Source organism: Aeromicrobium jepli, from assembly GCF_047246605.1.
GTDB lineage: Bacteria > Actinomycetota > Actinomycetes > Propionibacteriales > Nocardioidaceae > Aeromicrobium.
In genome coordinates this window covers 1-21756 of the sequence record NZ_JBFOKO010000011.1, presented here as the reverse complement: position 1 = coordinate 21756, position 21756 = coordinate 1, and the positions used below count along the sequence as shown (strand labels likewise).

24 protein-coding genes are annotated in these 21756 nt (G+C 74.2%); 12 read left to right on the top strand and 12 right to left on the bottom strand.

From position 1 onward, the window contains the following. Positions 1–20 precede the first annotated feature (20 nt). Positions 21–2309, top strand: coding sequence for a DEAD/DEAH box helicase (locus tag AB3M81_RS16620; protein WP_412905043.1), 2289 nt, complete (start codon positions 21–23; stop codon positions 2307–2309). A gap of 113 nt (positions 2310–2422) precedes the next feature. Then, positions 2423–4168, top strand: coding sequence for a BCCT family transporter (locus AB3M81_RS16615; RefSeq protein ID WP_412905042.1), 1746 nt, complete (start codon positions 2423–2425; stop codon positions 4166–4168). A gap of 20 nt (positions 4169–4188) precedes the next feature. Here the strand turns inward: AB3M81_RS16615 and AB3M81_RS16610 are convergent, their stop codons facing one another. The 8 genes from AB3M81_RS16610 to ssd form a co-directional block, all read right to left on the bottom strand. Beyond that, on the bottom strand, positions 4189–4539 hold the full coding sequence (locus AB3M81_RS16610; protein WP_412905041.1) for an Rv3654c family TadE-like protein: 351 nt from the start codon (positions 4537–4539) through the stop codon (positions 4189–4191). Further along, complete coding sequence (locus AB3M81_RS16605) at positions 4536–4871, bottom strand: TadE family type IV pilus minor pilin (protein ID WP_412905040.1); 336 nt, start codon at positions 4869–4871, stop codon at positions 4536–4538. Before AB3M81_RS16605 ends, AB3M81_RS16610 begins: the two co-directional genes overlap by 4 nt. After that, positions 4868–5056, bottom strand: coding sequence for a DUF4244 domain-containing protein (locus AB3M81_RS16600; protein ID WP_412905039.1), 189 nt, complete (start codon positions 5054–5056; stop codon positions 4868–4870). The genes AB3M81_RS16605 and AB3M81_RS16600 overlap by 4 nt, the downstream gene beginning before the upstream one ends. A 66-nt stretch (positions 5057–5122) precedes the next feature. After that, positions 5123–5311 carry a DUF4244 domain-containing protein gene (locus AB3M81_RS16595; RefSeq protein WP_412905038.1) on the bottom strand — a complete coding sequence of 63 codons (189 nt, stop codon included), beginning with the start codon at positions 5309–5311 and terminating at the stop codon, positions 5123–5125. A gap of 121 nt (positions 5312–5432) precedes the next feature. Next, positions 5433–6122 (bottom strand): type II secretion system F family protein, encoded by a 690-nt coding sequence (locus AB3M81_RS16590; RefSeq protein WP_412905037.1) that lies wholly within the window; start codon positions 6120–6122, stop codon positions 5433–5435. After that, complete coding sequence (locus AB3M81_RS16585; RefSeq protein ID WP_412905036.1) at positions 6119–6907, bottom strand: type II secretion system F family protein; 789 nt, start codon at positions 6905–6907, stop codon at positions 6119–6121. The genes AB3M81_RS16590 and AB3M81_RS16585 overlap by 4 nt, the downstream gene beginning before the upstream one ends. Beyond that, positions 6904–8022, bottom strand: coding sequence for a TadA family conjugal transfer-associated ATPase (locus tag AB3M81_RS16580; RefSeq protein WP_412905035.1), 1119 nt, complete (start codon positions 8020–8022; stop codon positions 6904–6906). Before AB3M81_RS16580 ends, AB3M81_RS16585 begins: the two co-directional genes overlap by 4 nt. Continuing rightward, positions 8019–9053, bottom strand: a complete 1035-nt coding sequence (gene ssd, locus AB3M81_RS16575; RefSeq protein ID WP_412905034.1) for a septum site-determining protein Ssd — start codon at positions 9051–9053, stop codon at positions 8019–8021. The genes AB3M81_RS16580 and ssd overlap by 4 nt, the downstream gene beginning before the upstream one ends. A 132-nt stretch (positions 9054–9185) precedes the next feature. Here ssd and AB3M81_RS16570 point away from each other — a divergent pair, with 132 nt between their 5' ends. Beyond that, a complete protein-coding gene (locus AB3M81_RS16570) occupies positions 9186–9995 on the top strand; it encodes an HAD family hydrolase (RefSeq protein ID WP_412905033.1) in 810 nt (269 codons plus the stop codon). A 1-nt stretch (position 9996) separates the two neighbouring features. Here the strand turns inward: AB3M81_RS16570 and AB3M81_RS16565 are convergent, their stop codons facing one another. Further along, positions 9997–10713 carry a Fic family protein gene (locus tag AB3M81_RS16565; protein WP_412905032.1) on the bottom strand — a complete coding sequence of 239 codons (717 nt, stop codon included), beginning with the start codon at positions 10711–10713 and terminating at the stop codon, positions 9997–9999. 62 nt (positions 10714–10775) lie between these two features. On the opposite strand from AB3M81_RS16565, the gene AB3M81_RS16560 reads away from it, so the two are divergent. Genes AB3M81_RS16560 through AB3M81_RS16550 form a run of 3 tightly spaced genes read left to right on the top strand, consistent with a single transcriptional unit; the run spans position 10776 to position 14077 of the window. Beyond that, positions 10776–11456 carry a methyltransferase domain-containing protein gene (locus AB3M81_RS16560; protein WP_412905031.1) on the top strand — a complete coding sequence of 227 codons (681 nt, stop codon included), beginning with the start codon at positions 10776–10778 and terminating at the stop codon, positions 11454–11456. Positions 11457–11459: 3 nt separating this feature from the next. Continuing rightward, positions 11460–12584, top strand: a complete 1125-nt coding sequence (locus AB3M81_RS16555; protein WP_412905030.1) for a sensor histidine kinase — start codon at positions 11460–11462, stop codon at positions 12582–12584. 20 nt (positions 12585–12604) lie between these two features. Further along, entirely contained in the window at positions 12605–14077 is a 1473-nt protein-coding gene (locus AB3M81_RS16550; protein WP_412905029.1) for a GuaB1 family IMP dehydrogenase-related protein, read from the top strand. 114 nt (positions 14078–14191) lie between these two features. Here AB3M81_RS16550 and AB3M81_RS16545 read toward each other — a convergent pair whose 3' ends face one another. The 3 genes from AB3M81_RS16545 to AB3M81_RS16535 form a co-directional block, all read right to left on the bottom strand. Next, positions 14192–15118 (bottom strand): hypothetical protein, encoded by a 927-nt coding sequence (locus AB3M81_RS16545; RefSeq protein WP_412905028.1) that lies wholly within the window; start codon positions 15116–15118, stop codon positions 14192–14194. 197 nt (positions 15119–15315) lie between these two features. Next, positions 15316–16524: a hypothetical protein gene (locus AB3M81_RS16540; protein WP_412905027.1), complete on the bottom strand. Its 1209-nt coding sequence runs from the start codon at positions 16522–16524 to the stop codon at positions 15316–15318. Positions 16525–16612: 88 nt separating this feature from the next. After that, entirely contained in the window at positions 16613–17095 is a 483-nt protein-coding gene (locus AB3M81_RS16535; RefSeq protein ID WP_412905026.1) for a TetR family transcriptional regulator, read from the bottom strand. Positions 17096–17155: 60 nt separating this feature from the next. On the opposite strand from AB3M81_RS16535, the gene AB3M81_RS16530 reads away from it, so the two are divergent. From AB3M81_RS16530 to AB3M81_RS16505, 6 genes are read left to right on the top strand one after another with little or no spacing between them, the layout of a single operon-like run. Then, positions 17156–17749, top strand: a complete 594-nt coding sequence (locus tag AB3M81_RS16530) for a biotin transporter BioY (RefSeq protein WP_412905025.1) — start codon at positions 17156–17158, stop codon at positions 17747–17749. After that, on the top strand, positions 17746–18408 hold the full coding sequence (locus AB3M81_RS16525) for an energy-coupling factor ABC transporter ATP-binding protein (protein ID WP_412905024.1): 663 nt from the start codon (positions 17746–17748) through the stop codon (positions 18406–18408). The genes AB3M81_RS16530 and AB3M81_RS16525 overlap by 4 nt, the downstream gene beginning before the upstream one ends. After that, positions 18405–19007 carry an energy-coupling factor transporter transmembrane component T family protein gene (locus AB3M81_RS16520; RefSeq protein WP_412905023.1) on the top strand — a complete coding sequence of 201 codons (603 nt, stop codon included), beginning with the start codon at positions 18405–18407 and terminating at the stop codon, positions 19005–19007. Before AB3M81_RS16525 ends, AB3M81_RS16520 begins: the two co-directional genes overlap by 4 nt. 45 nt (positions 19008–19052) lie before the next feature. Further along, positions 19053–19790: a LytR/AlgR family response regulator transcription factor gene (locus tag AB3M81_RS16515; RefSeq protein ID WP_412905022.1), complete on the top strand. Its 738-nt coding sequence runs from the start codon at positions 19053–19055 to the stop codon at positions 19788–19790. Beyond that, the gene (locus tag AB3M81_RS16510; RefSeq protein WP_412905021.1) at positions 19787–20173 is read left to right on the top strand and encodes a DUF485 domain-containing protein; all 387 of its coding nucleotides are present in this window, start codon (positions 19787–19789) and stop codon (positions 20171–20173) included. The genes AB3M81_RS16515 and AB3M81_RS16510 overlap by 4 nt, the downstream gene beginning before the upstream one ends. Next, on the top strand, positions 20170–21678 hold the full coding sequence (locus AB3M81_RS16505; protein WP_412905020.1) for a sodium/solute symporter: 1509 nt from the start codon (positions 20170–20172) through the stop codon (positions 21676–21678). Before AB3M81_RS16510 ends, AB3M81_RS16505 begins: the two co-directional genes overlap by 4 nt. The last annotated feature ends 78 nt before the right edge of the window (positions 21679–21756 follow it).

The following is a 21756-nucleotide window of genomic DNA, read 5'->3' as shown; positions in this document are numbered from 1 at the left end:
CCGTGCAGGACACTGGGAGCATGCAGCTGCACCCGGTTCTCGCGCGTCATCGCGAGCGTCTCGTGCACGTGCAGCAGCACCCGGCCGTCGAGGCGGTCGTCGAGCCGTGGCCCGAGTGGATCGACCCCGAGATCCGCGAGCTGTTCGCCGCCGAGGGCGCGGACGCACTGTGGGGTCACCAGGCCGAGGCGCTCCGAGCCCTGCACGACCGCCGCCACGTCGTCGTCGCGACCGGCACGGCCTCGGGCAAGTCCCTCGTCTACCAGGCCGCGGCACTGCAGTCGCTGCGCGACGGCCGCGGCGGCAGCGGCCTGTCCGGCGCGCGCCGCCCGTCGGTGCTGTACCTCGCCCCGACGAAGGCGCTGGCCGCCGACCAGCTGCGCCGCCTGCCCACCAGCGTGCCCGGGCTCCGCCCGGCCACCGTGGACGGCGACAACAGCCGCGAGCAGCGGGCATGGGCGCGCGACCACGCGAACTGGGTGCTGGCCAATCCCGACATCCTGCACCGCACGATCCTGCCCACGCACGAGCGGTGGGCCCGCCTGCTGGCCGGGCTGCGCGTGATCGTGGTGGACGAGTGCCACCACTACCGCGGCGTGTTCGGTGCGCACGTCGCCCTCATCCTGCGCCGGCTGCGCCGCGTGTGCGAGCACTACGGCGCCGATCCGCTGTTCGTCCTGTCCTCGGCCACGGTGGCGGACCCCGCGGCCTCGGCCGAGCGGCTCATCGGGGCGCCCGTCACCGCCGTGACCGACGACGCCTCGCCGCGCGCCGGCCGCACGGTCGCGTTCTGGCAGCCGCCGCTGAGGTCCGACCGCGAGGGCGTCGAGGTGCGGCGGGCCGCGGGGGCCGAGGCGGCGGACCTGCTGACCGACCTCGTCGTCGGCGGCACGCGGACGCTGGCGTTCGTCCGCTCGCGGCGCGGCGCCGAGCAGCTCGCGCTGACGACGCGGCGCGCGCTGGAGGAGGTCGACCCCGAGCTGACGAAGCGCGTCGCCACCTACCGCGGCGGCTACCTGCCCGAGGAGCGGCGCGAGCTCGAGGCCCGGCTGCGCTCGGGCGACCTGCTCGGACTGGCCAGCACCAACGCGCTCGAGCTCGGCATCGACATCGCCGGGCTGGACGCCGTGCTGAGCGTCGGCTTCCCCGGCACTCGCGCCGCCCTGTGGCAGCAGTGGGGCCGGGCGGGGCGGGCCGGCGTGGACAGCCTGGGCGTGATGATCGCACGCGACGACCCGCTCGACTCGTTCCTCGTGAACCACCCCGAGACCGTCCTGGGCGCGCCCGTCGAGGCGACCGTGTTCGATCCCGAGAACCCCTACGTCCTGGGGCCGCACCTGGCCGCCGCCGCGCAGGAGCTGCCGCTGACCGAGAAGGACTTCGACCGGTTCGGTTCGCGGGCCGCCGAGGGGGTCGCCGCGCTCGAGGCCGCCGGCCTGCTGCGCAAGCGGTCGGCCGGCTGGTTCTGGACGAGCCGCGAGCGGGCGGCCGACCTGGCCGACATCCGCTCGGCGGGCGGGCACCCCGTGCAGATCGTCGAGGCCGGCACCGGCCGCCTCATCGGCACGGTCGACGCCGGCTCGGCCGACGCCGAGGTGCACGAGGGCGCGATCTACGTCCACCGCGGCGAGGACCACGTCGTCGAGCGGTACGACCCCGAGCAGGGCGAGGCCGTCGTGCGGCAGCTGGAGGTGCACCACACGACGAGCGCCCGCTCGGCGTCCGCCGTCACGATCGTCGACCAGCGCCGCCGGACCGACTGGGGCGCCGCGACCGTGGCCTTCGGCGACGTCGAGGTGGCCAGCCAGGTCATCGGGTACCAGATCCGCGACCGCAGCACCGGGCGCGTGATCGGCGAGGAGCCGCTGGACCTGCCCGAGCGCTGCCTGCCGACCGCGGCGGTGTGGTGGACCCTGGACCCCGCCGTGGCGAACGACCTCATGGACCCCGAGCGCCTGCCCGGAGCGGCGCATGCCGCCGAGCACGCCGCGATCGGCATCCTGCCGCTGCTGGCGACGTGCGACCGCTGGGACATCGGCGGCCTGTCGACGGCGCTGCACCAGGACACGGGGCGGCTCACGGTCTTCGTTCACGACGGGCACGCGGGCGGCGCCGGCTTCGCCGAGCGCGGGTACGAGCAGATGGCGCGCTGGCTGCGCATGACGCGCAGCGCGATCGACGACTGCGGCTGTCGCGACGGCTGCCCGTCGTGCGTGGTCTCGCCCAAGTGCGGCAACGGCAACAGCCCCCTGGACAAGGCCGGTGCGGTGCTGCTGCTGGACGCCGTCCTGGCCGGCGCCCCGGCCTGAGCCGGCACCCCGGGAGGGGGCCACCGGGACGCTCCGGTGGCCGATGAGGCCTGATGTGACAGGGTTGAAAGGTTTGACGTAGCACCTCGACCCCCATCAGGAGGAGAGCATTGATGGCCAGCGGCCTCGACACACCGACCGACGACATCCGCGAACCCGAGGGCGAGCCACACACCGACACGGTGCTCGACAAGGCCGTGTTCGGCGTGGCGGCGACGCTCGCCCTGGCCGTCCTGCTGTGGGGCGTCATCGACCAGGTCTCGCTCGGCAAGCGCGCCGCGCAGGCCCAGTCGTGGGTCATCGAGTACACCGGCTGGCTGTTCGTCATGTCGACGACCGGCTTCGTCGTCTTCGCGATCTGGCTGGCCGCCAGCCGCTACGGCAAGATCCCGCTGGGCCGTGACGGCGAGAAGCCCGAGTTCCGCACCGCCTCGTGGATCGCGATGATGTTCAGCGCCGGCATGGGCATCGGCCTGATGTTCTGGGGCGTCGCGGAGCCGCTCACCTTCTACCTGTCTCCCCCGCCCCAGGGCGCGGAGTCGAGCACGAACGAGGCCGCCCACGCGGCCATGGCGCAGACCCTCTTCCACTGGACCCTGCACCCGTGGGCCGTCTACGCGGTCGTCGGCCTGGCCATCGGCTACGGCACCTTCCGGCTGGGCCGCCCGCAGCTGATCTCGGCCGCGTTCACGCGCCTGCTGGGCCGCCGCCGGGTGGAGGGACCGCTGGGCAAGGTCATCGACATCATGGCGATCTTCGCGACGCTCTTCGGCTCGGCGGCCTCGCTGGGCCTGGGCGCGCTGCAGATCGCCGCCGGCATCGAGCACAACGGCTGGACCGACAGCATCAGCGAGATCCTCGTGGTCTCGATCATCGTGGTCCTGACGATCCTGTTCATCCTGTCCGCCGTCTCGGGCGTCGCCCGCGGCATCCAGTGGCTGTCGAACATCAACATGGTGCTCGCGCTCGTGCTGGCCGCCTTCGTCTTCCTGGCCGGCCCGACGCTGATGATGCTCAACCTCATCCCCACCACGATCGCCGACTACGTCGCGTTCCTGCCCCAGATGGTCGGCCGCACCAACGCCGGCGGCCAGGAGGTCGCGGACTGGCTGGGCGCGTGGACGATCTTCTACTGGGCCTGGTGGGTGTCGTGGACGCCGTTCGTCGGCATGTTCATCGCCCGGATCAGCCGGGGCCGCACGATCCGCGAGTTCGTCACGGGCGTGCTGCTGGTGCCCAGCTTCGTGAGCCTGCTGTGGTTCGCGATCTTCGGCGGCGCGGGCATCGACCAGGCCGAGGCCATCGCCGGCAACGACGGCTCGGTGGACTCGAACTACGCGCTGTTCGACCTGCTGCAGCAGTACCCGGTCGCCTCGATCACCACCGTCCTGGTCATGATCCTGGTCGGCATCTTCTTCGTGTCCGGCGCCGATGCCGCGTCGCTCGTCATGGGCACCCTGTCGCAGCGCGGCTCGATCGAGCCGTCGACGTGGACCGTCGTGTTCTGGGGCGGCGTGACCGGCGCGATCGCCGCGATCATGCTGGTCATCGCCGACCCCGACGACCCGGTCGCCCTGCAGGGCCTGCAGGCGCTGACGATCGTGGCCGCCCTGCCGTTCCTGCTGGTCATGGTGGCGCTGTGCGCCGCCCTGCACCGCGACCTGCGCCAGGACCCGATCATCCTGCGCGAGAACCTCGGCCAGAGCCTGGTCGAGGGGGCCGTCCTGGCCGGCGTCGAGCAGCACGGCGAGGACTTCGCCCTCGTGGTCGAGGAGGCGCCGCCGGCCGAGCCGGAGGCCGATCCCGGCCCGGCCGAGGGGGCCGGGAAGGACGACCGCGCGCCGCGCACCGACGCCTGACCCGCGCGCTCCGGGCGGCATCAGTCGAGGTACCACGACGGTGCCGCCCGGGCGCGCTGCTCGGCCGCCCAGCGACCGATCAGCCACCTCGGGCCGCGGGCCCGCACACTGACGGTGGCCACGGCGGCGTCGAGTCGACACTCGCGCAGCCGGCCTCCGTTCTCGCGGGCGATCCGGCGGGCCGCGGCGCAGCCGTCCTCGCCCTCGACGCTCGCGCGCGACGCGGCCAGCGCCGCCAGGTCGGCCGCGGCGGACGCCCGCTGCCGCAGCCCCACGACGAGCGCGACCTGCAGACACGTCGCCGCCACGAGCGCCAGCAGCGTCACGACCGTGACGGCGTGGACGGACGCCGCGCCTCGCTCGCTGCTCACTCCATCACCGTCACGGCCCGGGCCGCCAGGTCGATGCGGACCCGCGGGACGAGCGGCAGGCGCGCGCGGTGCCGCACCTGCACCTCGGCCGTGCCGCCGTGCGTCTCGATCCTCACCCGCGCGCCCGGGACGAGCCGGATGGCCGCGTCACGTCCGTCGGCGACCGACTCGCCCCGGGCGACCACGCGTGCCGCCTCGCGCGCGGCGTCGGCCAGCCTCATCTGCGTCAGTCCCAGCGAGACGACCCACGTCAGCACGAGGGCCGTCAGCACGACGAACGGCAGGACGGTCGCGGTCTCGGCGGTGACCATCCCGCGGTCGCGGCGCCTCACCACGGCCACCGGAACAGGTCGGGCAGCGGGATCGTGAGGACTCGCCGCACGTAGTCCTCGATCCACGCGTGCAGCGCCTCCACGACCGGGCTGTCCGGATGGATGAGGACGGTGGCGATCGTGACGGCGCCCAGCACGCCGACGGCGTACTCGGCGGTGGCCTGACCGCGCTCGACTCGGTTCATCGGAACTCCTCTCGGGAGGTCCCGCGGCGCCCGCCGTCGGGGACGGGCGCCACGGGGCCACGGGTCTCAGAACGGCAGCAGGTCGGGGATCCGGCCGATGACGTCCTGGACGAGGTCGCCGAACCAGTCGGACTGGCCGATCTTGACCAGCACGCCGCCGATCGTGCAGGCGCCGAGCGTGCCCACGGCGTACTCCGACGTGCTCATGCCCTGCTCGGCGTCGCGACGGCGGGCCCAGGCGGTGAGGTTCTTCATGGCGTTCCTTTCCACGGAGGATGTGTCGCCGGAAGATGGGCGCCAGGAGCGCGGATGTGCGGCGCCGCCCGCGACCTGGGGACGAGCGGCGGGGCCACGTCGATCCGTTGGGGACAACCGGTCAGCCCAGCACGCTGCCGACGACGGCGATGACCGTCGGCGCGACGCCGACCAGCACGAAGGCCGGCAGCAGGCACAGTCCCAGCGGCGCGGCCGTGCGCACCGCGACGCGACCGACCGCCTCGCGGCGTGAGGCCCGCGCCCGGCGCCGCAGGTCCTCCGCGGTGTCACGGACGAGTGGGACGATCGCGGCGCCGGACGTCTCGGAGCGGGCGAACGCCCGGCCGACGGGCTCGAGCGGTCCGCCGTCGAGCGTGCGCCAGGCGGTGGCGGCGTCCGACGCGAGCCGGACGCGATGCGCGAGGGAAGTCAGCTCCTCGCCGAGTGGCGATGGCGTCTGCGTGGCGACGATGCGCAGCGCGTCGTGTGCCGAGCGTCCGGCCGCCAGCACGGCGGCCACCAGCTCCAGCGCCAGCGGCGCCTGCGCCAGTGCGGCCTCGCGTCGTCGCCGGGAGCGCGCCGACTCCAGGGACGCGACCTGCCGGTGCACGAGCGGCGCGACCGCGACGCCCACCACCAGCCCGATCAGGCCACCGAGCGCCAGGCCGAGGACCGGCGTCATGACGACCGCCGCGACGGCGGCGTCGATGCGCCGTCCGGAGGACGGGTGCAGCAGACGCCGGCGGCGACGGCGTGCCGGTCCCGGCCGGGCGACGAGGACCGCGACGGCCGCCAGCACCGCCGCGATCATGCGCCCGCCTCGGCGCGGTCGGCGATCAGGTCGATCCACAGCACCCCGGCCACGGCGCAGGCCACGCCGGCGGCCACGCACAGCGCTCCGGGCACCGTCGTCAGGACCACCGAGAGCGGGTCCACCCCGAGCCCCGTGCCGAGGGCGAGGCCGAGCGGCGGCATCGCGGCGACCAGGCTGGCCGTCGCCCGCGCCGGCGCCACGCCCGAGGCCACCTCCCGGCGCAGCTCCCGGTCCTCGCGGGCGGCCTCGCGCACCTGCTCGAGCACGCGGACGAGCGGCGCCCCGCATGCGTCGGAGACCGCCCACGCCCGGCCGACGTCGGCGAGGGGCGCCGCACCGGAGCCGCTGCCGGCGGCGACCAGCGCGGACGGCACGTCGCCGCCCGCGGCGGCCGCGACGGCGGCCGGGGCGAGGAGCCCGGACTCCACCGCGAGGCGCTCGAGGGCGACGGCCGGCGGGGCACCGCTGCGCAGCTCGGCGACGAGGGCGTCCACGACGCCGTCGGCCTCCTCGCGCACAGCGGTCCGTCGACGACGCTCGCGGGCGCGCACGACGCGGCGGGCCGCGGCGACCACGACACCTGCTCCGGTCCACACCAGGATCGCGGGTGCGGCGGGAAGGGAGAGGAGACTGAGCGGCAGGGCCCCGGCCACCGTCGCGACGAGGACGCGGCGCCCGGGTCGCGGGACGGCGACGCCGCGCACCCGGGCGAGCACCCACGAGGACGGCGGCCGCCACACCAGCACGGCGAGCGCGACCAGCACGGCGCTGAGCCCGCTCACGGGTCGACGACGCGGCCGCGCTCGACCGTGATCCTGGAGCGCACGACGAGTCGGCCGGACGTGTCGGCCCCGAGGTCCGCGACCTGCGCGACCTCGCGGTGGCCGTCACGGTGCCGGACCACGTGGACGAGGGCGTCCAGCGCGGCCGCGGCCTGGGCGTGCACCGCGGCGCGACTGAGACCCGCCGCGATCCCGAGGGCCTCGAGCCGGGCGGGGACGTCCTCGGGCGCGTTGGCGTGGACCGTCCCCGTGCCGCCCTCGTGCCCGGTGTTGAGGGCGGCGAGGAGGTCCACCACCTCGGCACCGCGGACCTCGCCGACGACGATGCGGTCCGGGCGCATGCGCAGCGCCTGGCGGACGAGGTCCCGCATGCCCACGGCCCCCGCGCCCTCGACGTTCGGCGGCCGCGCCACGAGTCCCACGACGTGCGGGTGGGCGGGGCGCAGCTCGTCGGAGTCCTCGACCACCACGATCCGCTCGTCGGGCGGCACGAGCTCGAGCAGGGCGGCCAGGACCGTGGTCTTGCCCGAGCCGGTGCCTCCGGTCACGAGGAAGCTGCGACGCGCGGCCACCAGGTCGCGCAGCACCTCGCCCATCGCGGGCGCGACCGCCCCGCGCCGCTCGAGCTCGGCCATCGGCAGCGCAGTGCGCGGTGGCACCCGCAGCGAGATCGCGGTGCCGGTGCGGGCGACGGGCGTGAGCACGGCGTGCAGGCGAGTGCCGTCCGCCAGTCGGCCGTCGACCCACGGCGACGCGTCGTCGAGCCGTCGCCCCGCGGAGGCGGCGAGTCGCTGCGCGAGCCGGCGGACGGCGGCCTCGTCGCCCAGGGTGACGTCCTCGCGGCGCCGCAGGCCTTGGCCGGCATCGACGTAGACGCCCCCGGCGCCGTTGACCAGCACGTCGGTCACGCCGGGGGTGTCCAGCAGCGGCTGCAGCACCCCGGCACCGAGTGCCTCGCCGCGCAGCAGGTCCACGATGGCCAGGACGGTCGTGGTGCCCCACAGGTGGTCCTCGGCACGGAGCGCCTCCGCGACGGTGTGCGGCGTCGGCTCGGTCCCGAGTGCGGCGAGCCTGCGCCGCACGCGGTCGACGACGTCGGCGGGCGGCCGGCTCACCGGAGGCCGACCGTGTCCAGGACCCGCCGGGCGGCCTGCACCACGGTGCGCGCCCGCATCGGTCCCAGGCCGTGCTCGAGGTCGGTCGCGAGACGCCGCGAGGTCCCGAGGTCGGCGACGACGGGCACGGCGACCTCGTTGGCCACCGCCGCGCGCGACATCCCGGCCGGGCAGCCGCGCGTGACGGCCACGACGGCGTCCGTCAGCGGCTCGAGCCGCTCGACGAGCCCCCGCGCCGCGACCACGCCCGCCAGCCGGCGCGGGACCACCACCACCGTCAGCACCGATCGCGACACCAGCTCGCGGCCGAGCTCGTCCAGGTGCCGCGGGACGTCGGCGACGACGACGTCGAAGCCGCGGACCGCCGCGGAGATCACCGGCGCCGGGCCGACCACGCGCCGCCCGGACCGGCCGAACGCCACGTGCGCGAGGCCGCGGTGGACGGGCAGCGTCGACCGCAGCTCGTCCGCGCCGACGTGGCCGACCACCTCGTCCAGGTCGTCCCAGCGGGACCCGGCGGCGGACTCGGCCCCCGTCACGAGGTCGAGCCCGCCGCCGGCCGCGTCCCCGTCCACCAGGACCGCGCTCAGCTCCCGTCGCACGGCCAGCTGGGCGGTGGCCGCGGCGAGGGTCGAGGCGCCCACGCCTCCGCACGCACCCACGACGGAGATCGCACACGCCTCGCCCACGCCGTCGAGCGCCCGCACGACCGCACCCACGATCGCCGCGTCCTGCTCGAGGTCCAGGACGTCCCGCGCGCCGAGGTCCAGCGCGGCCCGCCAGGCACCGGCCGGGTCGGCCGCGACGACCATGACGTCGTCGCGGCGCGGCAGGTCGGTGCCGAGGAGGCCGTCCAGCCGTCGCTCGTCCACCAGCACGAGCGGCGCCGACCGCCACGCCCGCCGGACGGAGCCGACGTCGGCGAGGGTCTCCGCCTCGCGTCCGGCGGCTGCACACCAGCGGCGCGCGCTCTCGGCGAAGGCGGGGTCGGCGGTCACCACGAGGGGTGGATCGGGAGCGCGGTCGTCCATGGGTCCAGCGTCCCGGCCCGGCACCGGGCTCGACAGGGGCCGGCGCCGCGCTGTGGACGACGGTGATGTGATCCGACTCGCCTGTGGACCGATCACCCCGTCTCCGCGACGGCGACCGCCTACGCTGGGGTCATGGCGACCCCCGCGGGACGTCCCGCCGCCTTCTTCGACCTCGACAAGACGATCATCGCCAAGTCGAGCACGCTCGCGTTCAGCAAGTCGCTCTTCGCCGAGGGCCTGCTGAGCCGCCGTGCCGTCCTGCGCAGCGCCTACGCCCAGCTCGTCTTCAGCGCCGGTGGCGCCGACCACGAGATGCTCGAGAAGATGCGCGCCGAGATCAGCAAGCTCGTCGCCGGCTGGGACGTCGTGACCGTCCGCCAGATCGTGCGGGAGGCCCTGCACGACGTCATCGAGCCGCTCGTCTACGCCGAGGCGCTCGCCCTCATCGAGGAGCACCGCGAGGCGGGCCACGACATCATCATCGTCTCGGCCTCCGGCGCCGAGATGGTCGAGCCGATCGCCGAGATGCTGGGCGCCGACCATGCCGTGGCCACCCGCCTCGAGGAGGTCGACGGGCGCTACTCCGGCCGGATCATCTACTACTCGTACGGGCCCACGAAGGTCACGGCGATGCTCGAGCTGGCCGAGCGCGAGGGCTACGACCTGTCGCGCAGCTTCGCCTACTCGGACTCGCAGACCGACGTGCCGATGCTCGAGGCCGTCGGGCACCCGTTCGCCGTCAACCCGGACAAGGGCCTGCGCCGCCGCGCGACCGAGGAGGGCTGGCCCATCCTCACGTTCGAGCGGCCCACGGCCCTGCGCCCGAGGCTGGTCCCCGAGACCACCACGGGCAAGGCGATGGCGGTCGGCGCGCTCGCGGCGTCCGCGTCGCTCGTCGCGGTGGGCATCGGGGCCGCCGTCCGGCGGCGCGCCCGGGTCTGACTCAGCGCGACGCGAGCGGCGACGCCTCGGCGCCCCGCGTGTACGCCTCGGCGGCGTAGAGCAGCCAGCGGTGGACGCCCGTCTCCTGCGTCCCGTAGGCGGCGAGCGCCTCGAAGTAGTCCGGCGCCGCGGCGACGTGGCCGGCCTCGGGGACGGTGACCGACGCCGGGTCGACCCCCCGGCCCACCAGCACGAGGCGCTCGGCGGCCCGCGCGACGACGGCGTTGTGCGAGACGAACGCACCGGCCGCGGCGATCTCGGCGTGCACGAGCGCCGCCACCACGAGGGCGGGAGCCTCGGTGCGGCCGGCCAGCATCGTGGCCAGCTGCGTCAGGCGCGCCGTGCCCTCCGGGTTCACGGGGCGGCCGAGGTCGACGTCCGGGACGGAGCCCGCGGCCGCGAGGGCGTGGATCCGCGCGAGCGCCTGCACGGGCGAGCGCTGCCACGTCGGCAGCAGGCCGAGCAGCTCGGTCGACAGCCGGACGGCGGCCCGCGCCGTGGCGTCGCCGCCACCGGCGCCGAGCTCGTCGAGGTCGCACTCGCTGCCCTCGAGCGTCGCGGTGGCCCACGCGCCGATCAGCAGCGATCGAGCGGTGTCGTCGGGTGTGCTGCGGCGCAGTCCGCGGTCGCGGAGCACCGCGTCGATCCCGTCGCGCGCGGCCCGGAAGGCCGACGGGACGCCCTCGAGAGAAGCGGCGGCGATGAAGGGATCTGACACGCACGCAGCGTACCCAGCGGTGCACGCCGTCCCGAGGCGCGCCCGGCGGTAGCCTCGGGAGCGTGGACGTCATCCCTGCAGCGCGCGCGGCCAAGTGGATGGTCGGCGAGCGGCTGTCCACTGTGCTGCACCTCGGCGACGGCGGGCTGGCGTACGAGCTCGCCGACCAGGGCCACGACGTCACGGTCCTGGGCGACGACGTCGAGCAGATCCGCAACCCCGACCTCACGTACGTCCGCTCCAGCGGCGACCGCCTGCCGCTGCGCTCGGAGACGTTCGACGTGGTCATCACCCCGTTCTTCGAGGAGTCGCCCGCGGCGCTCGCGGAGTATGCCCGGGTCCTCGTGCCGGGCGGCCTGCTGTCGAGCATGAGCCGCCGCTACGACGACTCCATCCCCTGGATGCGCCGCCTGCGGTCGATCACGGGCGACCGCGACGCCCCCGAGCCCACGGTCGACACCTTCTCGGCGTCCGGCCTGTTCGGCACGCCCGAGGTCGAGGTCTTCAACGCGTGGGAGGAGCTGGACCTGCCCCACCTGATCCGCTTCGCCGAGCAGACGCGACGCGCCTCGGTCCCCGAGTCCGCGCTGGGCGCGGTGCACGACCTGTGGCGCGAGTACGCCTCCGGCGCCTCGAAGCTGCGGCTGCGCCACGAGACCCGCTGCGTCCGTGCCGTCGTCGACAAGTCCGCGCTGGCCGTCGAGCCCGATCCGCCGGACGCCGTCCTGCTGTCGTTGGACTGACGCGTGACGGTCGCCCTCGGTGTCGCCGCCGCCCTCATCGGCCTCGCCGTCCTCGCGCGGTGGGTGCTGCTGAGTCGTCGCCGCAGCCTCGGCACGGCGGAGGACCGCGCCACCTACGAGACCCTGCACACCGCGGCCCTGGCCGCGCCCGCGCTGCGTGCCGGCCTCGATCCCGAGAGCGTCGCGCGCGCCCTGCCCCACCTGCGCCGGCTGATCGGGACGCGCACGGTCGGCATCACGGACACGCACGGACCCCTCGGCTGGGCCGGCGAGGACGCGACGGAGCACACGGCGGAGCTCGTCGCCGTCGTCCTCGAGCACGGCCGCAGCCAGGCCTCGAAGGGGGTCATCGTGGCGCCGCTCTCGGTGGAGGGACGCGTCGTCGGCAGCATCGTGGCGGTGGACGAGAGCGCCTCGGCCGGCGTCGCGCGCACCGTCACCGAGGTGGCGGGCTGGGTCTCGAGCCAGCTCGAGCTGGCCGAGCTCTCGGCCTCGCGCACCGCGCTGATGGAAGCCGAGCTGAGGGCCCTGCGCGCCCAGATCTCGCCACACTTCATCTACAACTCGCTCGGTGCCATCGCGTCCTTCGTGCGCACCGACCCCGAGCGCGCCCGCGAGCTGCTGCTCGAGTTCGCCGACTTCACCCGCTACTCGTTCCGCCAGCACGGCGACTACACGACCCTCGCCGAGGAGCTGCGGTCGATCGAGCGCTACCTCGTGCTGGAGAAGGCGCGGTTCGGCGACCGGCTCAAGGTGATCACCCGCATCGCGCCCGAGGTGCTGAGCCTCACGGTGCCGTTCCTGACGGTCCAGCCGCTCGTCGAGAACGCCGTGCGGCACGGGCTGGAGCGCAAGCCCGGGCCCGGCACGCTGACCGTCATCGCCGAGGACGCCGGCGCCGAGTGCCTCATCTCGATCGAGGACGACGGCGTCGGGTCCGAGCCCGAGACCGTGCGGGCGGCGCTGGCGGGCCGGACCAGCTCGCCCTCGGTCGGCCTCGCGAACGTCGACGAGCGCCTGCGCACGGTCTACGGCAACGACCACGGCCTCGTCGTGGAGACCGCGCCGGGCCTGGGCACGAAGGTCACGCTGCGCATCCCCAAGTTCACGCCGACCACGGTCGACTGATCCCTCCGTAGACTGGGACGGTGCGGTTCCTCAACGATCTCCAGCCCAGCCACGACCTGACGTACAACGACGTCTTCATGGTCCCCGGACGCTCCGACGTCGCGTCGCGATTCGACGTCGACCTGAGCACGACCGACGGCACGGGCGCCACCTTGCCGCTCGTCGTCTCCAACATGACCGCGGTCTCCGGCCGGCGCATGGCCGAGACGGTCGCCCGCCGCGGCGGCATCGCGATCCTGCCGCAGGACATCCCGGTCGACGTCCTCGCCGACACGGTCGGCCGCGTCAAGGCCGCCCACACCGTCTACGACACCCCCGTCGTGCTGACGCCCCACATGACGGTGGGCGAGGCCCTGAGCCTCGTGCCCAAGCGCGCGCACGGCGGCGCCGTCGTCGTCGAGTCCCTCGAGGGCCCCGAGATGAAGGTCGTCGGCGTCTTCACGCCGCAGCAGGCCGCCGAGATCGACCGCTTCGCGCAGGTCCGCGAGGTCATGCTCACCGATCCGTTCGTCCTGCCCGCGGGCGGCGACCCGCGCGAGCTGTTCAACCAGCTCTCGGACCAGCACGTGCCCTTCGCCCCCGTCGTCGACGGCGGCGCGCTCGCGGGCGTGCTGACCCGCAAGGGCGCCCTGCGCTCCACGATCTACACCCCCGCGGTCGACCCGAACGGCCACCTCGTCGTCGGCGCCGCGATCGGCATCAACGGCGACGTCCGCGGCAAGGCCGAGGCGCTCGTCGGCCTCGGCGTGGACGTGCTCGTCGTCGACACGGCGCACGGCCACCAGTCCAAGATGCTCGACGCCCTGCCGATCGTGCGCGAGGTGCGCGACGCCCACGAGGCCGCGACGGGCCGGCGCCTGCCGATCGCCGCGGGCAACGTCGTCTCCGCGTCCGGCGTGCGCGACCTCGTCGAGGCGGGCGCCGACATCGCCAAGGTCGGCGTCGGCCCGGGCGCGATGTGCACGACCCGCATGATGACCGGCGTCGGCCGCCCGCAGTTCTCGGCCGTCCTCGAGTGCTCCGAGGCCGCCCGCGAGCTGGGTGCCCACGTGTGGGCCGACGGCGGCGTCCGCTGGCCCCGCGACGTCGCGCTCGCGCTGGCCGCGGGCGCGGGCAGCGTCATGATCGGCTCGTGGTTCGCCGGCACGCACGAGAGCCCCGGCGACCTCATGCACGGTGCCGACGGGCGCGCCTACAAGGAGTCGTTCGGCATGGCGTCCTCGCGCGCCGTCGCGAACCGCACGCGCGACGCGGCCGGCTTCGAGCGCGCCCGCATGGCGCTGTTCGAGGAGGGCATCTCGACCTCGCGCATGTTCCTCGACCCGGAGCGTCCGGGCGTCGAGGACCTCATCGACCAGATCACCGCCGGCGTGCGCTCGTCGTTCACGTACGCGGGCGCCCGCACGCTGGCCGAGTTCTCCGATCGCGCCACGGTGGGCCTGCAGTCCAGCGCCGGCTACGACGAGGGACGCCCGCTGCACGCCTCCTGGTGAGCGGTGGGCGGCCAACCGATCCGTGCGGGTGGCGGTGAGCTGCCAACCGATCCGTGCGGGTCGCGGTGAGCTGTGAACCGAATGGGCACCCTGTTCGGTTGGTGACTCACCGCCTCACGGAAGGGCTCGGAAGAGGGACCCCCACCGCGCCGAGAACCTCGGCGGCGGCCCGGTGTACCCGTTGCGAGCGAGCGCAGCGAAGATCCGCTGCACGGCGCCGGCCGGGTTCGCAGTCATGGCGGCCGTGACCTGGACGTACGAGACGTCGTTGTCCCGGAACCCGGCATAGCGATCGATGTCCTTCCGGAACTGGGAAGGGTCCTCAGCGTGCTGGCGGCCTTCGTACTCGGCCACGAGCCGCCATCGGGGGAACCACAGGTCGCCGATGCCGAGCCGAGTCCCGTCGAGGGCGAGGACGTCGGCGTTCACCTCGGGCTTCGGCAGGCCGGCCGCGTGGACGTAGGCGCGGAGCTCGGACTCCTTCGGCGACCACGATCGATCATGCAGCCACGGTAGGACCGCGAACGCCTGCTTCGCCCCCGGTCTCCACGGATGGAGCCGACACACGTCCACGACCTCCTCGATCGTGGCGAGTCCCTCGCGCAGCAGGTGATCACCGATCACGATGAGGTCGAGCAGTCTCATCGACGCGCAGCACTGGACGAACGCTGCGGCCGGCGTGACGCCGACGGTGTCGCGCGGTGGCATGACCTCCGTGCGGTGCAGGAACGTTCCGTTCACGGCGAGGTGATGGTCCCCGGCGATCGTGAAGCGCACCGGACGCAGGGGTCCGATGTCCAGTCCCGACCGCTGGATCCGGCTCACGTGACTGAGTGCCGCCCCAGAGGGCATCGCCAGCTCCGCCGCCGCAAGCCAGTCGAGCGGCGTCATGTCGTACCCGGTCCACCTCCACACGCCCGGGTGGAGCCGCTCGAACTGCTGACCCTGCAGCCGACGGTCGCTGACGCCCGCGGCGCGTGCCTGGTCTCGGCTGAACGGTCCGCGGCGAGCCAGCTCGGGGATCTCGGGTTGTCGAGGCATCGCTCCACGCTGCCTCCATCACCTCGCCGGTGGTCGTGTCCGCGACACCCCTGTGGAGAGCGGTCCTCGCCCGGGCGCCCCTGTGGATTTCCCTCGGGCGGTCAGCCGTCAACCCCATCACCACCGCATTCGGTTGGTGGCAAACCGGAGGTACCAGGGAAAGGTTGACAGCTGACCGCTCACCCAAGGGGCCCGCGTCAGTGCACGCCGGCCGAGACGATCTCGTTCGGCACGCCCGGCAGCTCCACGCTGCGCGTGACCCGGCCCGCGGCGAGGTCGACCTCGTGCACGGTCGACGCCCCCGGCTCGGTGACCCAGGCGGTGTCGCCGTCGACCTCGAGCGTCGGTCGCGGTCGCTGCCAGTCGAGCGGCTCCTTCCACGGGTCGATCACCACGATCCGGTCGGAGACCTTGCCCGTCTCGGGGTCGATCACGTGCAGCGCGCCGTCGGTGCCGAGGACGAGCGCCTCCCCCGCGGGTCCGCGTCCCAGTGACCTGAACGAGTAGCTCGTGCCGAGGTCGACCAGCCGCAGCTTCCGCGTGGCGGTGTCGATCAGGCTGATCCGCTCGGGGCGCTCGAGCTCGGCGTCCGCGTCGACCTTGTAGTCGCCCAGGACGACGGTCGAGGCCGGGCTGCCGGCCTGGTTGCCGATGCGGCCGTACGCGTCCGGGCTGGAGACCTTGGTGATGGTCCCGTGGTCCACCACCACGACCCCGTCCTCGCAGCCGACGACGGCGCGGCCGTCGGCCGCGGTGGCCTCGCCGTGGACGCCGGGGCAGTCGTCGGTGCGCGCCTTCTCGTCCCCGTCGACGCCGTCGCGCAGGACGACGCTCGACCGGCTGTCCGCCGTGCCCTCGGTGTGCATCAGGTCGCCGGCCAGGTTGACCGCGACGCCATGGTGCGGGTCGGGCGTCTCGGTGGTCTCCAGCACCTGCGTGGGGTCCTGCGAGTCCAGGACGCGGATCGATCCGTCGCCGTCCCCGAACAGCACGGTCCGGCCGTCGCTCACCGTCACGTGCCCGGGCTCGGCCGCCTCGTAGGTCTCGCCCAGCTCGGGCTCGCCCGTCGTCCGGTAGTGCGCGTGGTCGCCGTGCGCCTCGGCCTCGACGCCGGTGTCGAGCAGCTGGAAGCCCTCCTCGGTCGACACGAACACGTGCCGTCCGTCCCCGGCGGCGTTGAGCCGGACGAATCCCTCGGCCGGCAGCGTCCCGACCGGCTCGAGGGAGTCGCGCTCGAGCACGAGCACACCCTCGTCCGTCGTCACCACGATCCGCGGGCCGGAGACCTCGGCCCCGCCGTGGCCGTCGTCGTGTCCGGCCTCGTCCGCCGCCTCACCGCACGCGGCGAGGGCGGACCCCGCCACCAGGGCCGCCACCACCACGCGCACGTGTCGCCATCTCGTCATCGTCGCTCCTTAATAGGAATGAATGTCATTCTCATTAGAACACGGTGCGACGGCCCGCCCCCGCATCGGGCGGCGGATCCGGCGTGGATCAGCGCAGGATGAGGGCGAGCCCGCGGTCGAACGAGGCGTCCAGGTCCGGGTCCTCGGCGAGGATCCCCACCTGCGCCGCCTGGCGGTGCATCTGCGTGGCCTGCGTGTGACCGAAGACGTAGAGCAGCAGCGTCCGCGCGAGGTCGGGCGACGTGAGCGCGGCCAGCTCGGTCTCGATGCGCGAGTCGCCGAGCCGGAACGCCGACGCGGTCGCCACGACGTCGGCGCCGTCGCGGACGGCGAGCATCGCCTCGCGCAGCGCGTGCGCGGCCTTGGCGGGGTCGTCGCCGACCTCGACATCGCGCACGATCCGGTCGGCCATCAGCGCGAGCAGCGTCTGCTTGTCCGGGACGTGGTGATAGAGCGCGCTGGGCTGGACGCCGAGCTGCCCGGCAACCCGGCGCATCGAGCAGAACTCGAGGCCGAACTCGTCCAGCACGCGCAGCGCCCCGGAGACGACGTCGTCGAGGGAGTTGGCCACGGCCCCAGCCTATCGGCTAGCCTGAACGCCGTTCAGGTGAACACCGTTCAGGAGACCATGATGACCACCACCGCCGCGGACAGCCGCCGCCTCAGCTCCACCGACCTCGCCCTCATCGCCGCCTTCGCCGCGCTCATCGCGGCCTGCGCGCTGCTGCCGGCCATCCACGTCGGCGCCGGCATCGTGCCGATCACCCTGCAGACGTTCGGCGTCCTGCTGTCGGGGGCGGTCATGGGCGCGAAGCGCGGCTTCCTCGCCGTCGTGCTCTATCTCGCGGTGGGCGCCGCCGGCCTGCCCGTGTTCTCGGGTGGCGCGGCGGGCCTGGGCGTCTTCGCCGGCCCGACGATGGGGTACCTGCTGGGCTTCCCGCTGGCCGCCGCGCTGTGCGGCTTCATCGTCGAGCGGCTCCCCCGCGAGCGGGTCGCCGCCAGCGTCCCGCTCATCTTCGTCGCGGGCCTGCTCTCCAGCGCGGTGTGCATCCACACCCTCGGCATCCTCGGGATGACGTGGCGGGTCCCGATGGACCTGGCGGCCGCCGCCAAGGTGGACCTGGCCTTCTGGCCCGGCGACGTCATCAAGAACCTCGCGATGGCGTCCGTCGCCACCGCGGTCCACCGCGCGTTCCCCGACCTGCTGCCGGCCCGCCGGAAGTGATCGACCTCCACGAGGCCGCAGTCGAGGGCCGGCTGCAGTCCACGAGCCTGCGGCTGGCCGAGCGACGCATCGCGGTCGTCGGCTCGAACGGCTCGGGCAAGTCGACCCTCGCGCGGCTGCTGAACGGGCTCGTCGAGCCGACCTCCGGCCGGGTGACGGTGGACGGGCTGGACACGCGCCGGGACGGTCGCGAGGTGCGCCGCCGCGTGGGCTTCGTGTTCACCGACCCGGCCGCCCAGCTCGTGATGCCGACCGTGGTGGAGGACGTCGAGCTCTCGCTGCGCAAGCGGCACCGCGACAAGGCCGAGCGCCACGTGGCCGCGCTCGCCGTCCTCGACCGCTTCGGGCTGGCGGAGCTCGCCGACCGCAGCGTCCACGCGCTCTCGGGCGGCCAACGCCAGATGCTGGCGATCGCGACCGTGCTCGCGACCGACCCGCAGGTGCTCGTCGCCGACGAGCCCACCACGTTGCTGGACCTGGCGAACACCCGCCGCGTCGGCGACGTGCTCCTGGGCCTCGCACAGCAGCTCGTGCTGGTGACGCACGACCTCGACCTGGCGGCGCGCTGCGATCGGGCCCTCGTCGTCCACGAGGGTCACGTCACGTTCGACGGGCCCGCCGCGACGGCGGTCGATCGCTACCGGGCGCTGGTGTCATGAGCACCTTGGGGATGTACCAGCCGGGCACGTCGCCGCTGCACCGCCTGTCGCCCGGGCCCAAGCTCGTCGCGCTGCTCGTGCTCGCGATCGTGGTGCTCGCCCTGAAGGGCCCGTGGAGCGGACTGGCCTTCGTCGGCGTCTCCCTCGCCCTGGCGGCCCTCGGCCGGCTGTCGCTGCGCTCGGTCGCCCGCGCCCTGCGCGGGTTCGCGATCGTGGCGGTCATGCTGCTGGCCTTCAACGCGTGGCAGAACGGGTGGCCGCGCGCCGTGGAGGTCGTCGCCGACCTCGTGGCGCTCATCCTCGCCGCGACGGTCCTGACCGCGACCACCGCGGTGAACGACCTGCTCGACACGATCGTCCGCTCACTCGCCCCCTTCCGGCGCTTCGGCGTCGATCCGCAGCGCGTGGGCCTCACGTTCTCGCTCGTGCTCCGAGCAGTGCCGGGCACGCTGGAGCTCGCCGCGGAGACCCGCGACGCCGCCCGGGCGCGCGGACTCGAGCGCAGCATGCGGGCGCGCACGACGCCGCTGGTCCTGCGGGCGGTCGCCCGGGCGCGCGACACCGGTGACGCGCTGCACGCACGCGGCGTGCTCGACTGAGTGCGCCGACTCGGCAGCGCCGAGGCCGGTGACTAGGCTCACACCATGGCGCGCGCACTGCGGACGCTGGTCGTCGACGACGAGCAGCCGGTCCTGGACGAGCTCGTCTGGCTGCTGGGGCGGGACGACCGCATCGGCACGGTCGTCACCGCGCGCTCGGGCGCGGAGGCGCTGCGGCGGCTCGAGACCGGCGACATCGACCTGGTCTTCCTCGACATCGCGATGCCCGGCCTGACCGGCATCGACATCGCCCGCCTGCTGGGCCGCTTCACCTCGCCGCCGCAGATCATCTTCGTCACCGCGCACGACGCGCACGCCGTCGAGGCGTTCGACCTCAACGCCGTCGACTACCTGCTCAAGCCGATCCGCGAGGAGCGCCTGCGCGAGTCCGTCCGCCGGGCCGCCGCCGACGCCGAGGCGCCCTCGGTGAGCCCCGACGACACGATCGCGGTCGAGCTGGCCGGCGTCACGCGGTTCGTCTCGCGCTCGCAGGTCACCCACGCCGAGGCGCAGGGCGACTACGTCCGGCTGCACCTGCTCGACGGCTCGAGCCATCTCATCCGCACGCCCCTGGGATCGCTCGCCGAGGACTGGGCCCCCGCCGGGTTCCTGCGGATCCACCGCAGCCTCGTCGTCAACCGCGCGCACATCCTCGAGGTCCGGATGTCGTCGGGCCGGGCCAGCGTCGTGGTCCCGGCCGCCGGCGGCCGCACCCTGGAGCTGCAGGTCGCCCGGCGCCACACGCGGGCCCTGCGCGAGCTGATCGGCGAGCACACGCCGTGACCGACGAGGCGACGAACGGCCGCGTCCGCATCACGAGCCCGCTCTCGTCCGCGCCCGCCCACGTCCGCAGCACCGTGGGTCAGGAGATCGACGAGGAGACCGGCGTCGGCGAGGTCTACATGCAGTCCCTCATCCGCTCGCAGCTGCGGGCGGCCCTGACCGTCACCGTCACGATCCTGCTCACCGTCGTGACGCTCCCCCTCGTGTTCTGGCAGCTGCCCGGCCTGAACGACACGGACGTGCTGGGCGTCCCGGTGCCGTGGCTCGTGCTCGGCGCGGGGGTGTACGCCGCCGTCATCGTCATCGGCTGGCTCTACGTCCGGCACGCCGAGCGCGCCGAGCGGCTGTTCACCGAGCTCGTCGAGCCGAGCGAGGGCCCGTGAACCCCACGTGGGGCATCGTCGCCGTCGCGCTCGTGGCCGTCGCGACGCTGGCGATCGGCGTCTTCGGCCTGCGGATCAGCCGCACGACGAGCGACTTCTACGTGGCCTCGCGCTCGGTCACCCCCGCCCTGAACGGCTCGGCGATCAGCGGCGAGTACCTCTCGGCCGCCTCGTTCCTGGGCATCGCCGGGCTCGTCCTGACGTACGGCGCCGACATGCTCTGGTACCCCATCGGGTGGACCTCGGGCTACCTGCTGCTGCTCGTCTTCGTCGCCGCTCCCCTGCGCCGCTCGGGTGCCTACACGATCCCCGACTTCGCCCAGGTGCGCCTGCAGTCCCAGGCGGTCCGCCGCGTCTCGACGGCCCTCGTGATCGGGGTCGGCTGGCTGTACCTGCTGCCGCAGTTCCAGGGCGCGGGGCTGACGCTGCAGACCGTGCTCGACGCGCCGCGCTGGGTCGGCACCCTGCTGGTCGCGCTCATCGTCACCGCCAACGTCGTGCTCGGCGGCATGCGGTCGATCACCTTCGTGCAGGCCTTCCAGTACTGGCTCAAACTGACCGCGCTGCTGGTGCCGCTCATGTTCCTGCTGCTGGCGTGGTCGCGCGACGGCCGGCCCGAGGCGCAGGCCCCCGCCGACTGGTGGGCGCCGCTCGGCGGTGCGGCGAGCCCGCAGACGATCTACTCGACGTACGCCGTCATCGCGGCGACGTTCCTGGGCACGATGGGCCTGCCGCACGTCGTCGTCCGGTTCTACACGAATCCCGACGGGCACGCGGCGCGGCGCACGACGCTCATCGTCCTGGTGCTGATCTCGGCGTTCTACCTGCTGCCGACGTTCTACGGCGTCCTCGGCCGGGTGTACGCGGGCGACCTCGTCGGCTCGGGGCGCGCCGACACCGTGGCGCTCGAGCTGCCGAGCCGGGTCATCGGCGGCTCGGCGGGCGAGCTGCTGACGGCCCTCATCACCGCCGGCGCGTTCGCGGCGTTCCTGTCGACCTCGTCGGGCGTGACGATGGCCCTCGCGGGCGTGGTCGGCCAGGGCCTGAGCGACCACGGCCCGTGGCGCGGCCGGCTCTCCTCGATCGCCGCGCTGCGGATCGCCGCGGCGGTCTGCGTCGCGGTGCCGCTGGTGCTGGCGTTCCGGGCCGAGGTCATCCCCGTGGCGAACTCGGTCGTGTTCGCCTTCGCGCTCGCCGCGTCGACGTTCTGCCCCCTGCTGGTGCTGGGCATCTGGTGGCGCGGCCTGACCGCGCCGGGCGCGATCGCCGGGCTCGTGGGCGGCGGCGCGTGCGCCGCGACCGGGCCGATCGTCACGCTCGCGTTCGACGTGGACGGCTGGTGGGGCACGCTCATGGGTCAGCCCGCCGTGTGGTCCGTGCCGGTGGGCTTCGCGCTGATGATCGGGGTCTCGCTGCTGACGCGCTCGCGGATCCCGGCGAACGTCACGCGCACGATGGTCCGCCTGCACACGCCGGAGCGCGTGCAGGTGGACCGGCGGTTCTAGCTGTACTCGGCTGAGACGTTCATGACAGTCGGCTGATCGGGGGTAGTCCTTCGAGGGCTGTGTGGCGTCGTCCAGTGT